The organism is Streptomyces sp. TLI_185, from assembly GCF_003814765.1.
Classification (GTDB): domain Bacteria; phylum Actinomycetota; class Actinomycetes; order Streptomycetales; family Streptomycetaceae; genus Streptomyces.
This window is the reverse complement of record NZ_RKRB01000001.1, coordinates 8,995,014-9,009,582: the sequence shown is the minus strand read 5'-3', so window position 1 is coordinate 9,009,582 and position 14,569 is coordinate 8,995,014. Positions and strand designations below refer to the sequence as shown.

Here is a 14,569-nt window from a genome sequence, read left to right as displayed (position 1 = left end):
GCTCTGGCGGACTCCCGCCGCTGCGGGATGTGCAGCGGCGGGAGTCGCGAGCGGGCCGCCCGTGGAAGGCCGGTCAGGCGTGGAACTGGTTCGCCGGGACCGGCAGCCCGTAGTGCTCGCGCAGGGTCGTGCCCTCGTACTCCTCGCGGAACAGGCCCTTGCCGCGCAGGATCGGCAGCACGTGTTCGACGAAGGCCGCGAGGCCCGACGGCAGGGCGGGGGCCATGATGTTGAACCCGTCCGCCGCGCCGCCCTCGAACCAGGCGATGATCGTGTCGGCGATCTGCTCGGGCGTGCCCACGAACTCGAAGTGACCGCGTCCGCCGCCGAGCCGGGAGATGATCTGCCGGACCGTCAGCTGCTCGCGCACCGCGAGGTCGATGATCAGGTCGGAACGGCTCTGTGAGCCTTCCAGCTTGGGCCGGGCGAGGATGAAGTCCGGCAGCGGCTCGTCGAGTTGGAAAACCGAGGGCTCGGTCTCGAACACGGCGGCCAGCTGGCGCAGCCCGTACTCCGGGACGCGCAGCTCGTCGAACTGCCGGGCCAGAGCGCGGGCTTCCGCCTCGGTCGACCCGATGTAGGGGACGATGCCCGGCAGGACGATCACACCGTCCGGGTCGCGCCCCGCGGCCCGGGTCCGGGCCTTGATGTCTGCGTAGAAGGCGGCCGCGCGCTCGTACGTCGTGTGCGCGGTGAAGATGGCCTCGGCGTGGCGGGCCGCGAAGTCCTTGCCGTCCTCGGAGGATCCGGCCTGGACGAGCAGCGGGTAACCCTGCGGCGGGCGCTCGACGTTGAGCGGGCCGGCCACCTTGAAGTACCTGCCCTGGTGGCCGAGCCGGTGCAGGCGCGCGGGGTCAGCGTAGCGGCCGGTGGTCCGGTCCGCGACGACGGCCTCCGACTCCCAGCTGTCCCACAGCGCCTTGGCGACCTTCAGGAACTCGTCGGCGCGGGCGTAGCGTTCGGCGTGGTCGGGGCGGTTGTCGAGGCCGAAGTTTGCGGCCTCGTCGGCGCCGGCCGAGGTGACGATGTTCCAGCCGGCGCGGCCGCCGCTGACGTGGTCGACGGACGCGAGCCGGCGAGCGAGGTTGTACGGCTCGTTGTAGGTCGACGACACGGTCGCGATGAGGCCGATCCTGCTGGTCGCCTGGGACAGCGCGGTCAGCAGGGTCAGCGGTTCGATCTGGCCCGGCGGACGGAACTCGCCGGTGCCGATGAGGGCGGGGCCGTCCGCGAGGAACAGCGAGTCGAACTTGGCGCTCTCGGCCAGCTGCGCCAGCTCGATCCAGTGCCGCAGGTCGAAGTCCGCCCGCGGATTGCTGTGCGGGAGGCGCCACGCCGCCTCGTGGTGGCCCGCCTCCATGAGGAAGGCGTTGAGGTGGAGCCGTCTCGCGCTCATGACGTGACCTTCAGCTTCGAGCTGTCGTAGCCGACCGGGAGGAGGTTGTCGACGATCGACTTGACCTCGACCTTCTTGGTGATCTGGCCCGCTTCCAGGAAGGCGTCGGCGAGCTTCTGCTCCAGCGCGATGTCCGCCGGCACCACCGGGGTCACCCGATTCGAGTAGGCGGCCAGGGACGCCTTGGCGTCGGCGAGCGGGATGCCCTGCTCCTGAGAGAGCGCCTGCGCGTACTTGTCGGGGTTCTTGACGGCCCAGGCGAACTCCCGCGAGAGCCTCTTCAGGACGTCCGTGAGGGCCGCGCGCTTGGTCTTGTCCTTCAGCGAGGTGTCACTGGCGACGTAGTAGCTGCTGGTCTGGTCGATCGGCGGGAGGCCCTTCACCAGGATCCGGGCGCCGTTCTTGACCGCGATGGCCGACTGCGGGTTCCAGATCGACCAGGCGTCCACCTTGCCGGTGTTGAACGCAGTGGCGGCGGCAGCCGGGTCGAGGAAGACCAGCTTGGCGTCCTTGGGGGTGAGGCCGACGCTCTTCAGTGCGTTCAGGGCCAGGCCGTGGGCCGAACTGCCCTGCGGGACGGCGATCCTCTTGCCCTTGAGGTCGGCGGCCGTCTTCAGCGTCGAGCCCTTCGGCACGATGATGTTCTCCACCGCCTGGTCGGGCGTGAGCGACCGGTTGACGGCGACGACCTTGAAGCCGTACTCCTTCGCGGCGCCGGTGATCGGCGGTACGTCGCCGACACTGCCCAGGTCGATGTCGCCCGACGCGGCGGCCTGCACGAGCGGCGGGCCGTAGGTGAAGCGGGCGAACTTCACCTTGTACGGGGCGTTGTCGAAGACGCCGGTCCGCTTCGCCAGGGCCTCGCTGCCGTCACCGCCGTTGTCGCCGACGGTGAAGGTGTACTTGCTCCACTCGGGATGCTTGGCGTCGCTCGCGTCGACGGCGTTGCTCAGCGGCGCCGCGGTGTCCGACGACGACGATCCGCAGGCGACGAGGGTGCTCGCCAGGGTGAGCGTGCCGACGGCGCCGATGACTCTGCTGGTTCTCTTACGTGTGGGACGCATGGGTTGTCGTGTGCTTTCTGTGCTGGGTGAGGGTTTGGGCGGGCAGTCGGTTCCGGCCTGCGAGGCCGAGGTCTTCCAGGAGCCGGGCGCGCAGTTCCTCGCGGGCGACGCTCGCTTCGCGGTCCGCGGCGGGTAGACGGACCTCGTGCGAGGTGCCGATACGGCCGTTGCTCATGACGACGATGCGGTCCGCCAGGGCGATCGCCTCGTCGACGTCGTGGGTGACGAGCAGCATGGCGGCGTGGTGCTTGGTGCGCAGGGCCCGTACGAGGTCGTGCATGCGCAGCCGGGTGATGGCGTCGAGGGCCGCGAACGGCTCGTCGAGCAGCACGAGTTCGGGCTCCGAGACCAGGGCCCGTGCGAGGGACACCCGCTGGGCCTCGCCGCCGGAGAGCTCCTTGGGCCAGGCCTTCTCCCGGCCCGCGAGTCCGACCTCGCCGAGCACGGCGCGGGCGCGTTGTTCCGCGTCGGGTCCGTGCAGTCCGAGCGTGACGTTGCGCAGGACGCGCTGCCACGGCAGCAGCCGGTCGGCCTGGAAGACGATCGCACGCCGTGCCGGGACCTCCACGCGGCCTCCGTCGGGCCGGTCGAGTCCGGCGAGCAGCCGCAGCAGGGTGCTCTTGCCGCAGCCCGAGGGTCCGAGCAGGATCACCAACTCCTCGTCGCCGACGGTGAGATCGAGGTGGTCGAGCACCACCCGGTCCCCGAACCGACGGACCACCTGCTCGACGACGACACCGGTCTGCCGACGCGGCTCGGTCGCGACTGTGCTGCTCATGACGCCTCATAACTGGGTCGCCACCGCAGCAGCACCCGCTCGAGAGCCCGGACGAACTGATCGGCGAGCAGACCGAGGAGCGAGTAGATCACCAGCCCCACGAAGACCTGGTTGGTCTGCAGATACGTCTGCCCTTGAGTGATGAGGAAGCCAAGTCCCTTGTCCGCGTTGACGGTTTCGGCCGCGACGAGACCCAGGACGCTGTACGCGAGGGAGAACCGCAGGCCGACCAGGAACCCCGGCAGCGCTCCCGGCACCAGCACGCGCGTCACCAGGCGCCAGCGGCCCGCGCCGGTCGTGCGCGCCATCTCGATCAGCCGCTGGTCGACGCCCCGGATCGCGGCGAACAGGTTGAGGTACATCGGGACACCGGCCCCGAAGGAGATCAGCAGCACCTTCGTGAGCTCGTCGATGCCGAACCACACGATCATCAGCGGCAGCACCGCGAGGAGGGGGATCGTGTTGAGCACCTGCACGACGCCGTTGAACAGGAACTCACCGCTGCGCAGGAGCCCGCCCAGCACGCCGGTGACGATGCCCACCGTCAGACCGATCGCGAGTCCGATGCCGGCCCGCTGCAGCGAGATGGCCAAGTCCGGGCCGAGAACGCCCTGTTGCCACAGATCGGCGGCGGACTTCACGATCGAGGTCGGTGCCGGGGCGTAGGTCTTCGCCAGCACTCCGGCCCGGGCGAGGACCTCCCAGGCGATGAGGATCACGACCGGGGTCGTGTAGATGCCCAGCGGCCAGCGCAGCCGCCCGCGGAGTGTGGTGAGCGGCGTCCGGCGGCGGGCGTCGCGCGGCAGGAACACCTCGCGTTCCCGCACGCTGGTCGGCCCGGCGTCCGGGGCCGGCTTGACCAGAGCCGCGGCCGGAATACGGACCTCGGTCATGGCGCCACCGCCGGCATGTCTTCGGTGACCGCGCAGCTGCGGTCGGTGAGCTTACGGATGGACACAGGCATGAGGAGGCCCTTCTCGGGTGAAGCGGGCGCACCGCTGGGTGCTGAGGGGTGAGGAGCGGGAGTGAACGATCGACTCGATGCGCATCGATCGGGGACTTGGCAGCCGGTGCGGTCGCAAGGCTGGGACGGCCGGCGACCACGGGACGGCACGCTGTGCCGCAGACACTTCTCCCTCAGCCGGGAAGGGGAAACGGTGAGGTGAGGCCGGAGAAGCAGTCGCTCAGGACGCGGATACGAAGGCCCCGCAGGACGGCATCACCGGATGCTGCCGGGGACCACCTACCGGGTCAGCGACAACAAAACGCGCTGGAGACGTGCGCCAGATCGATGTGGCGCCGCCGGGTCAGGTCCACGCGCGGGTTCATGGGACGGGAGTCCAGCAGAGGTCCACCACGTTGGTCAATAATTTCTCGGACAGGTCTTGCATGGCGGACACCGAGAACTTCCCCGCCTCTTCGGGACGCATCTCTCCTTGCCTTTGACGCGCGCGTCAGGGCTTAGCGTGTGCGCGCCCCGCGCCGGCCGGTCGCCACCGCTCGGCCCGCCTCCCCGGACCAGGAGCTTTCCATGGCCACTCCCCTGCCGTCCGCCACCCGCGAGATCCGGCTTGTCAGCACCCCTGAGGGGCTGCCCGGCCCCGACACTTCGCCGTCGTCGAGCAGCCGCTGCCCCTGCCGGGCCCCGGCCAAGTCCTCGTCCACAACCGGTACTTCCCGGGGTTCCCCGGGCTGCGCACCCTGATCGCAGGCCCGCCCGAGGGTGTGCCGCTGCCGCCGATCCACGCCGGTGACGTGCTCTTCGGCCCCGCGGTCGGCGAGGTCGTCGCCACGGGCCCCGGCAGCCCGCTGCGGCCGGGAGACGCCGTCACGCACCTGCTCGGGTGGCGCGAGCACGCGCTGGTGGCCGCAGCCGACTGCACCCCGCTCGGCGATGTGCTGCCGGACCCGGTCGCCCACCTCTCCTCGGGGTCGGCCGCCTACGGCGCGCTCACCCGGATTGCCGACGTCCGTCCCGGCCGACACGGTCTTCGTCACCGGGGCGGCGGGCGCGGTGGGAAACCTGGCCGGTCCGGTCGCCAGGCTGCTGGGCGCCGGCAGGATCATCGGCAGTACCCGTTCGCCGGCCAAAGCGGAGCAGCTGCGGGCGGACTTCGGCTACGACTCGGTGGTGGTGCCCGGCCACCAATCCCCCACGCTCGCCCAGCAGTTGGGCGCAGCGGCACCCGAAGGCATCGACGTCCTGGTGGACACCGTGGGCGGCGGGCAGCTGAGCGCGGCGCTCACGGTGGCACGCCGCGGCGCCCGCATCGCCCTCGTCGGCGCGCTGTCCGGCCAGCTGTCACCGCACCGGGACGGTGACAGCGCTCCGGCGGAGATCGACACCTACCGTGTCGTCACCCAGGGGATCACGCTGCGCGGCTACAGCGGCACGGACCATCCCGAGGTGGCGGAGGAGTGGACCGAGCGGTTCGGCAACTGGCTGCGCACCGGTGAGATCTCCTTTCCGTACGTGCGGATCCCGGGCATCGATCGGGCCCCGCAAGCGTTGCAGGAACTGTTCGAGGGGCGGCACTTCGGCACCGTCGTCGTGGAGCTGCCGCCCCACTGAGACGGACCGGGACGAGGTCGGAATGCGCATCGGAGATGCGGCAGCTGCGGCAGGGACCACCCCGCGGGCCCTGCGGTTCTACGAGGAGCGCGGGCTGCTGACCCCGCCGCCGCGTACGGCGACCGGCCAACGCCGGTACGGTCCGGACGAGGTGGCCCGCGTCCGCGTCATCCGTGAACTGCACGCCCTGGGCCTCACCGTCGAGGACCTGCGCGGCATCGCCGACCGCATCCAGCTCCTGGTCGAGGAGCCACAACGCCGCTGCACGAACACCGACCCGTCGTCGCCCGGCTCCCAGGTGGTCGCCGGCCGGCTGGCGGCCCTCGACGCCGAGATCGCCCGCCTGACCGGGCTGCGTGCCAGTCTGACGCGCCGGACGGGACAGACCTGAGCCCACCACCGTACGAGACGGTGCGGGCCGGCGGTCAGCGCGGAGCGAGGAGCCGTCCCGCGTGCTGCAGGACGTATCGGGCCACGTTCGTGCCGAGCGTGATCCCCGCCTCGTCGGCCGACCGGGTGTGGATGCCGGAGAAGACCCGGGCATCGACGTTCTCGTCCGAGAGCTGCCTCCAGGCGGTGTACGTCCGCGTGACCCCCGGCGCGGTGGAGCTGGTCAGTTCGAACGGGGCGGTGCGCGGACCGACGAGCGCCGACAGGACGGTCCCCGCGGCGCCCGCGTAGGTGTTGTGGCCGCTGGGATAGTCCGGATGCGCGGGGGTGGCGTGCAGCGGCGTCCAGTTGGGGTCGGGGTCGATGGTGCCGGTACGGATCGCGGTGACGGGACGCCAGCGCTCGTAGGCGTACTTGCTGTCGGAGGTGGCGATCTGCGTGTCCACGAGTGCGACGTGGAAGAGCGCGATGAGCCGCGCCTGACCGGCGACTCCCTCGCTCGTCCGGGAGAGCGCCACACGCAGCGGCTGGGTGTAGAGCGTGAGGGAGGAGCCGAGCCAGAAGGTGGCCGTCTCGGTCTGATGGGCGCTGCGCGCTGTGCTGTTCGCGGCGCCGTACGTGCGCACTTCGGCCAGGTCGGCGGCGTAGCGCCGGGAGTCAAGGGCGGGTGGCGGGGCGAGCCGGAACTGGCTCTGCGTGCTGAGCACGAACGGTTTGGCGAGACGGTTGCCGTACTGGGCCGCCGGCGCGTAGTCGGGTGGCGTCGGCTGCCAGATGCCGGGTGCCGCGGGCTTCACGGTGTAGGTCGCGTTGACCGACGTGGGATCGAGACCGTCGCCCTGCCTCGACTTGAGGACGAGATCGGCCTGGTGTTCTCCTGCCGCGACGCCCCGCTGCTCGGCCGGGCCGTCGGGTATCGCCTCGAGGGTCCCCTTGAATGTCGCGTCGAGCTGCTGCGTACGGGTCGGGGCGAGCGTGACGAGCGCACGGTGGACGGCCCCGGCGAGCGCCGCCTCCCGGTAGGCGCCGGGCTCGACGCCCGGGGGAACATCGCGGGTGGCTCGGGCGGCCGCGAGCCAACTGACGGCCCAGGTACGGCTGTTGGTGATCTGGGTCGGCGCCCCGGCCGCCGCGACGGTCTCGGCGGTGGCGTCGTACCAGGCGAGCGCCGTGGACGTACGGCCGGCCGCTGAGGCCTGCGGAACCACGACGGACGCGGTCAGCAGCGCCGCCGCGCCCAGGACGACGAGGGCGGACCGGGTTCTGGTCGAACTCACGCGTTCTCCTTCAGTTCGAGTGCGGTGAGAGGGTGAGCGAGGTGTGGCTGCGCACAGAAATGACCCGTGAGCGGTCGCGCAGGGCAGGACGAGCCGAGGGGGTGTCAGAGCCGTCGACACGCGGAGGCGTCGACACACGCCAGATCCGCGGACAGCCTGCGATACAGCGCCGAGGGGCTCACCCCACCATGTCTAGCAGGCAGTTGAGGGAGAGACCGTTGCAGCTGCATGAAATTCCGTCCCGCGACGTCCGGTCTTCGAACCCTCCTTGACACTCGTGGGGACGGACGACGTACGTTGAATCAGCAATTTTCGACGGGTGGAGGCCTTTCATGCACGTACCTGGCGCGGCACCGCAGGGTGCGTGCGCGGGTGCGCGGCTGATCACCCGGCGGCATGTCGACTACTGCCGCACCGCCTCCGCCGTCTGTCCTTCCGCACAGGTCTGACCCCCGCTCCCATCCCTGCCGGCGCATCCCGCCGGCCGTCTCGTCGCGGCCCTACGCCTTGTGCTGTGCGCCTTGTGCTGTGCGCCTTGTGGCTTACGGCCGCGAGTCCGCGTGCATCTCGGAAGGAACACCCCTTGTCCGGCCCTGCCCTGCACCTCGCCCTCGAGATCGACGGTGACGGCGCCCACCCCGCGGCCTGGCGCCGCGCCGCCCACTCGCCCGACCAGTTGCTCAGTCCGCGCCGTATCGCCCGGGTTGCCGCCGTGGCCGAGAACACCGGATTCGCCCTGATCACCCTGGACGACGGCGTGCTGCCGCCCGGGGCCTCGCCCGATCCGGTGGGCCGTATCGGCGCGGTCGAGCGGGCGGCCTTCGTCGCCGCATCCACCAGCACCCTCGGGATCGCGCCGGTCGTACCGCTCACGTATGCCGAACCCTTCCATGTCTCCAGCCAGTTGGCGTCCCTGGACCACATCTCCGCCGGTCGCGCCGGGTGGGTGGTGGCGGAGGAGGAGCGTCCCGAGGCGGCCCGTGCCTGGGGGCGGCCGGTGGTCGCCGACGCCGAGGCGCGGGCCCGGGAGTCCCGGGACGGTGTGGAGGTGGCTCGAGCCCTGTGGGACTCGTGGGAGGACGACGCGGTCATCCGGTCCGTGACCACGAGCCGCTACCTCGACCGCGAACGGCTGCACTACATCGACTTCACCGGGGAGACCTACGCCGTCAAGGGCCCGGCGATCGTGCCGCGCCCGCCCCAGGGGCAACTCGTCGTCCTGGGCCGGCCGGACCGGATTCCCGCCGCGCAGCTCGACGTCGCTTTCGTCGAGGGCCGCGACCTGACGTCGATCGCCACGGCTGCTGCTGTCGCCGGTGTACCGCGCGTGTTCGCCGAGGTCGAGGTGGCGCTGGACACGCCGGAGGCCACGGCCGCCGAGCGCGTCGCCGACCTGGAACGGCATGGGCCGTGGACCGACCGGGGGTGGTTGCGGCACATCGGTTCCGCGCAACAACTGGTCACTCTCCTGGGCGAGTTGAGCCGTCACGTCGACGGTGTACGGCTGCATCCCCTGGTGCTGGACGAGGACCTGCCCGTCCTCTCCCGCCTCGTCCTGCCGGACCTGTCCGAGCGGCGTCTCGTCGCCCGCCCGCTACCCGGTACGTCCCTGCGCTCGACTCTGGGTCTTGAGCGCCCCGCCAACCGCTTCGCCGCCGCGGCCGTCCAGGAGGAAGCCCGATGACGCGCACCGATCCCCTCGACGTCCCCCGGCCACACGCCCAGCTGCACTTCGGCGTGTTCTTCCAGGGCGTCAACCACTGGACCATCTGGTCCGCCCCCGACAGCGGCTCGCAGATCGACCCCGCCTCCTTCCGCCGGGTCGCCCAGACCGCCGAACGCGGCCTGTTCGACGCGTTCTTCCTCGGCGAGGGGCTCCGGCTGCGCGAGGTCGACGGCAAGATCCACGACCTCGACGTGGCCGGACGGCCGGACGCCATCACCCAGCTCGCGGCGCTGGCCGCGGTCACCCGCCGGATCGGCCTGGTCTCGACCTCCAACTCCACCTTCAACGAGCCCGCCGATCTCGCCCGCCGCCTGTCCGGCCTCGATCTCCTCTCCGAAGGCCGCGCCGGCTGGAACGTGGTGACCACGGACAACGCCTGGACCGGCGCGAACTTCCGCCGCGGCGGCTACCTCGACCACGCCGACCGCTACCGGCGCGCCGAGGAGTTCCTCACCGTGGCCCGCGCCCTCTGGGACGGCTGGGAGGACGGAGCAGTCGCCGACTCCGCGGGCGCACGGGAATGGTCGACGCCCGGTGCCGTACGCCAAGTGCGCCACCGCGGAGCGCAGTTCGACGTCGACCTCGCGCCGACCCTGCCGCGCAGCGCCCAGGGCCACCCGGTGATCTTCCAGGCCGGTGACTCCGGCGAGGGACGCGACTTCGCCGCCCGCAACGCCGACGTCATCTTCTCCGCGCACGGCACCGACTTCGACGACGCCCTGGCCTTCACCGAGGACATCCGCACCCGTCTGCGCGCCGCCGGCAGGCCCGACGACGACCTGCGGATCCTGCCCGGCACCGAGATCATCATCGGCGCCACCGAGGAGGAGGCCCAGGAGAAGAAGCGCTGGATCCGCCTCCAACAGGTCACCCCCGCCACGGCGTTGGGGATCGCCGGGCTGCTGTGGGGCATCGACCTGTCCGACCGCGACGCCGACGGGCCGCTGCCCAAGGACGACCCGGTCGTCAGCGAGAACGACGGCTCCTTCGGCGCCCGGCGCGTCGCCGACCCGCGCACGGTGGTGGCCGAATGGCGGGCGAAGGCGGAGGCACACGGCTGGTCGCTGCGCGAGACCGTCATCGCGCTCGGCCCGCAGCGCGGCCACGTCGGCACCCCGTCCGGCCTGGCCGACAAGTTCGCCCACTTCGTACGGCACGGCGCGATCGACGGCTTCAACGTCACGCCGTACCTCATCCCCGACGGCCTCGACGACATCGTCGACCTGCTCGTCCCGGAACTGCAGGAACGCGGGCTCTACCGCACGGACTACACCGGCACCACGCTCCGCGACCACCTCGGCCTGCGCGCACCCCTCACCCGCCGGTCCGCACCGGACCACCGCCAGGCAGGCTGACCGCCTCACCCGACTGACACGAAGCTGTCACACAGGGAGCGGAATGCGGGTTCGCCAAGCTTCCGTTCTGACTGACATGACTGTGGGAGTAGCACTCAACGCATCCGACGCACAGAACCAGGTCGACGCCACCGTGCACTTGGCCCAGGAGGCCGCGGCCGCCGGACTGCGGTCGGCCTGGTTCGGTCAGACCTTCGGCGCGGACTCACCCCAGCTCGCGGCGATCGTCGGACGCGAGGTGCCCGGACTGCAGGTGGGGACCTCCGCGATCCCCGTCTTCGGCCGCCACCCGCTGCTGGTCTCCAGCCAGGCCCAGACCGCCCAGGCCGCGACGCACGGCCGCTACCACCTCGGCCTCGCCCTGGGCACGAAACTGCTGACCGAGACCGGCTTCGGCCTGCCCTTCGAACGCCCCATCGCCCTCCTGCGTGAATTCCTCACCGCGCTACGGCAGTTGACCGAAACCGGCACGGCCGACTTCCACGGCGAACTGCTCACCGCCACCACCCCGATCCCGGCACGCGTCCCGGGCGCCGAGAGCGGCGTCCCCCTGCTGGTCGCCGCGATGGGGCCGCAGGCGCTGCGGGTCAGCGGTGAGCTGGCGGACGGGATCCTGCCCTATCTGGCAGGACCGCGCGCCCTGGCGGAACACATCGTTCCCGTCCTGACCGCAGCGGCCGAGGCCGCCGGCCGTCCCGCGCCCCGGATCGTGGCCCTGGTGCCGGGCGTGGTCACGGACGACGTGGACGCGGTGCGGGCGAAGGCCACCGAGAACCTCGCGTTCTACGAACAGATCCCGTCCTACGCCCGGGTCATCGAACTCTCCGGCGGCCGACGGGCCGCCGACCTGGCCGTGATCGGCGACGAGAAGGCGGTCGAGGCCGAGGTACGGCGTTACCGGGAAGCCGGCGCCACCGAGGTCGTGTTCTCGGGCACCGAGATCGCCGGAGAGGCGGACCGCCGGCGCACCTGGACCCTCCTCGGCGAACTGGCCGGCTGAGCAAGCCCGTCGGCCAACCCGAACCCCCAGCTCCCCTGCAACCCCGTACCCCTGCGCGAGGCCGAGCCTCGCAGGACGAAGGAGACCGTATGACCACCGAGGCCACCGCAACCGACCTCCAGGCCTTCACCGAGAACTGGCTGGACTGGTACCGCGCCCAGGAGGCCCGGCTCGCCGACCCGCACGGTTTCCTGGCGATCACCGGCCAGCACTGGCTCGACGACCGGCCGCAGCGCTTCCCCGACGCGCCAGGCGCCTGGCACACCGGCCCCGAGGGGGTCGTCGTCACCCTCGCCGAGGACGAGGAACTGCTCGTCGACGGAACCCCGGTGCGCGGTGAACACCGCTTCGGTGTGCTTCCCGAGCGCAGCGACGTCCACGCGGTCTGGGGAGACGCCGTCATCGAGGTCGCCAAGCGCGGCGGCAACGACATCGTGCGCCCCCGACACCCGGACGCGCCGCTGCGCACCGCCTTCGTCGGAACACCCGCCTACGCGCCCGACCCGCGCTGGGCCGTGACCGGCCGGTACATCCCCTTCGACGAGCCGCGGCCGACCACCGTGGGCGCCGCGGTCGAGGGCCTTGAGCATGTCTACGACGCTCCGGGCAGGGTCGAGTTCGAACTGGCCGGGCGGCAGCTGTCCCTGACCGCGTTCCCGGGACGTGGTGCGGGCAGTCTGATGCTGCTGTTCACCGACGCGACCTCCGGCGTCACCACCTACGCCGCCAACCGGTCCCTGGCACTCGATCCGCCCGCCGCCGACGGCACGGTGGTCCTGGACTTCAACCGCGCCGCAAACCTGCCCTGCGCGTACACGGACCTGGCCACCTGCCCGCTGCCCCCGGCCGAGAACCGGCTGGCGGTGGCCATCGAGGCGGGCCAGAAGATCCCCCGTGAGCGGGGCGGTTCCTGAGCACCACTGCCGGCCGGCCGGCGGCCCGTCCGCTCGGCAGCGGCGGGGGCAAACCGCCCGTGGGCCGGCAGACTCGGGGACGGCCGTCGCCCGTGGTCGGCACGGGCGACGGCCGCCGGGCGCGAGAAGTCGCACTCTCCCCTGGTACGACATCCCCGCGCGGGAACGTCCTCGCGGCCTGAGGCATGCGGGAGTTCGCCCCAGCTCGAAGCCACCGCAAGGACCAGGGCCAAGCCTGCACGGACGGGCGGGTAGCCGGATTTCCGGTCCGAAATCCTCGAACGAGGCGACAGCCGCACCGGCAGGGTCGCATTTCGGCCTGCCCGGCCCGGATGGTCAGCGGCCGCGCCGAACCTGAACGGTGGCGTGCACGGCGCTGCCGCCGCCTCTCCACCCGTTGATCATTCGACGCGCCCGTATGCAGCCTGCGCAGATATTCACACGTGCAACTACCCCGTAGTCTGCCGCGAGCCCTCGCGCGCCGCCCGCGCCACCCGCGACCGCTCGTCCCCACCCGAGCGCACGGCCTCGATGGCCCGTAGCGTGAGGGAGAGAGGGCGGCCGGAGGTGGTTGCGTTGCCGGAGATGGACTACGCGGCCTTGTTCGCCGCCACGCCGAGCCCCTACCTGGTACTGGGCCCGGACCTGGTCATCGTGGAGGTCAACCAGGCGTACCTGGACGCCACCGGCCGCACACGTGACGAATTGCTCGGCAAGCACATCTTCAAGGCCTTCCCCGACAACCCTGCCGACCCCGAGGCGGACGGCGTGCGCAACCTCAGCGCCTCCCTGCACCGGGTGCTGGCCCTGCGGACACCGGACACCATGGCACTGCAGAAGTACGACATCCCGGTCATGGGCGAGCCCGGAACGTTCGAAGAGCGGTGGTGGTCCCCGATCAACACGCCGATCCTCGCCCCGGACGGCGGCGTGCAGTGGATCATCCACCGGGTGGAGGACGTCACCGCCTTCGTCCAGGCCCGCGTGGCCGGCAACCAGCCGCCCCTGCAGCAGCTGACCAAGCGCGACGCACTCGAGGCGGAGCTGTACGCACGCGCCCGTGAGCTGCAGCGACTGAACGAGGAACTGCGACTGGCCCACACCCGCGAACGCGAGGTGGCCGTCACCCTGCAGGAGGCCATGCTCCAGGTACCCGACCTGGCCCGGCACTCGGACGTCGCGGTGCGCTATCTGCCCGCGACCGGGTCACTGAACGTGTGCGGCGACTGGTACGACATGGTCAACCTGTCCGACGGCCGGTTCGCGGTGGCAGTCGGCGACGTCGTCGGCCACGGCCTGGAGGCGGCCGCCGTGATGGGCATGCTGCGCAGTGCACTCAGTGCCGCGATCCGGGCACTGGAGTCACCCGCCCGGGCCCTTGAGGTGCTGGGCCTGTATGCACGGTCCGTCGACGGCGCGCTGAACACCACCGCCGTGAAGGCACTCGTCGACCCCCGCAGTCAGTTGATCATCTACAGCAACGCGGGACATCCGCCGCCCGTCCTGATGGACCCGGACGGCATCTGCGACCTGCTGGACAAGGCCACCGACCCGCCACTGGGAGCCCGGCCGCAGCACGTGCCCCGCCCTCAGGCCGGTCATGCCTACGAGCCCGGGGCCACACTCGTGCTGTACACCGACGGGCTGATCGAACGACGAGGCGAGGACATCGAGAAGGGAATCGCACGACTGGTCGAGGTCCTGCGCCAGCACCGCACCCTCGGACCGGACCGCCTGGCCGACACCCTCCTGGCCCACCTCGGCGTAGCAGGCGGGGCCCACGACGACATCGCCCTCGTCATCGTCCGGCTGTGACCTTCCGGTGCCTCGTGACCCCGAAGCCGGACGTCCACCCAGAAGAAGGGCCCTCACAGGCTCTCGCCTGCGAAGACCCTTCGCACCGTCGGGACGACAGGATTTGAACCTGCGACCCCTTGACCCCCGGAAACTGAAACCCAGTCCATACCGTCCATCCAGTCCACTCGGTTCGGCAAACGTCCGGGGCAGACGTTGCAGTTCGGCTTGCGCGGCACATTGGCGCCCTGGACCCGCTCGCCGGCACCGGTCACCGTGTTCCCGCTCACCACGATGTTGTTC

The 14,569-nt window shown here is 71.3% G+C and carries 11 protein-coding genes and 1 pseudogene; 7 read left to right on the top strand and 5 right to left on the bottom strand.

The features are described 5' to 3' along the window. Positions 1-73 precede the first annotated feature (73 nt). From EDD92_RS41305 to EDD92_RS41290, 4 genes are read right to left on the bottom strand one after another with little or no spacing between them, the layout of a single operon-like run. On the bottom strand, positions 74-1,396 hold the full coding sequence (locus EDD92_RS41305) for an LLM class flavin-dependent oxidoreductase (RefSeq protein ID WP_123969023.1): 1,323 nt from the start codon (positions 1,394-1,396) through the stop codon (positions 74-76). Continuing rightward, on the bottom strand, positions 1,393-2,460 hold the full coding sequence (locus EDD92_RS41300; protein ID WP_123969022.1) for an aliphatic sulfonate ABC transporter substrate-binding protein: 1,068 nt from the start codon (positions 2,458-2,460) through the stop codon (positions 1,393-1,395). Before EDD92_RS41300 ends, EDD92_RS41305 begins: the two co-directional genes overlap by 4 nt. Continuing rightward, positions 2,444-3,238: an ABC transporter ATP-binding protein gene (locus EDD92_RS41295; RefSeq protein WP_123969021.1), complete on the bottom strand. Its 795-nt coding sequence runs from the start codon at positions 3,236-3,238 to the stop codon at positions 2,444-2,446. Before EDD92_RS41295 ends, EDD92_RS41300 begins: the two co-directional genes overlap by 17 nt. Continuing rightward, positions 3,235-4,131, bottom strand: a complete 897-nt coding sequence (locus EDD92_RS41290) for an ABC transporter permease (protein WP_123969020.1) — start codon at positions 4,129-4,131, stop codon at positions 3,235-3,237. The genes EDD92_RS41295 and EDD92_RS41290 overlap by 4 nt, the downstream gene beginning before the upstream one ends. A 638-nt stretch (positions 4,132-4,769) precedes the next feature. Here EDD92_RS41290 and EDD92_RS41285 point away from each other — a divergent pair. Both EDD92_RS41285 and EDD92_RS41280 read left to right on the top strand, forming a co-directional pair. After that, positions 4,770-5,810: pseudogene (locus EDD92_RS41285) on the top strand (MDR family NADP-dependent oxidoreductase). A 22-nt stretch (positions 5,811-5,832) separates the two neighbouring features. Continuing rightward, positions 5,833-6,201, top strand: coding sequence for a MerR family transcriptional regulator (locus EDD92_RS41280; RefSeq protein ID WP_123969019.1), 369 nt, complete (start codon positions 5,833-5,835; stop codon positions 6,199-6,201). 34 nt (positions 6,202-6,235) lie between these two features. Here the strand turns inward: EDD92_RS41280 and EDD92_RS41275 are convergent, their stop codons facing one another. Continuing rightward, positions 6,236-7,477, bottom strand: a complete 1,242-nt coding sequence (locus EDD92_RS41275) for a vanadium-dependent haloperoxidase (protein WP_123969018.1) — start codon at positions 7,475-7,477, stop codon at positions 6,236-6,238. Positions 7,478-8,060: 583 nt separating this feature from the next. On the opposite strand from EDD92_RS41275, the gene EDD92_RS41270 reads away from it, so the two are divergent. From EDD92_RS41270 to EDD92_RS41250, 5 genes are all read left to right on the top strand, one after another. Continuing rightward, positions 8,061-9,161 carry an LLM class flavin-dependent oxidoreductase gene (locus EDD92_RS41270; protein WP_123969017.1) on the top strand — a complete coding sequence of 367 codons (1,101 nt, stop codon included), beginning with the start codon at positions 8,061-8,063 and terminating at the stop codon, positions 9,159-9,161. Then, positions 9,158-10,558, top strand: a complete 1,401-nt coding sequence (locus EDD92_RS41265; RefSeq protein WP_123969016.1) for an NtaA/DmoA family FMN-dependent monooxygenase — start codon at positions 9,158-9,160, stop codon at positions 10,556-10,558. Before EDD92_RS41270 ends, EDD92_RS41265 begins: the two co-directional genes overlap by 4 nt. Before the next feature lie 76 nt (positions 10,559-10,634). After that, the gene (locus EDD92_RS41260; protein WP_123969015.1) at positions 10,635-11,558 is read left to right on the top strand and encodes an LLM class F420-dependent oxidoreductase; all 924 of its coding nucleotides are present in this window, start codon (positions 10,635-10,637) and stop codon (positions 11,556-11,558) included. An 89-nt stretch (positions 11,559-11,647) separates the two neighbouring features. Continuing rightward, on the top strand, positions 11,648-12,472 hold the full coding sequence (locus tag EDD92_RS41255; protein WP_123969014.1) for a DUF1684 domain-containing protein: 825 nt from the start codon (positions 11,648-11,650) through the stop codon (positions 12,470-12,472). A gap of 585 nt (positions 12,473-13,057) precedes the next feature. Next, positions 13,058-14,287, top strand: coding sequence for a SpoIIE family protein phosphatase (locus tag EDD92_RS41250; RefSeq protein ID WP_123970776.1), 1,230 nt, complete (start codon positions 13,058-13,060; stop codon positions 14,285-14,287). Positions 14,288-14,569 lie beyond the last annotated feature (282 nt).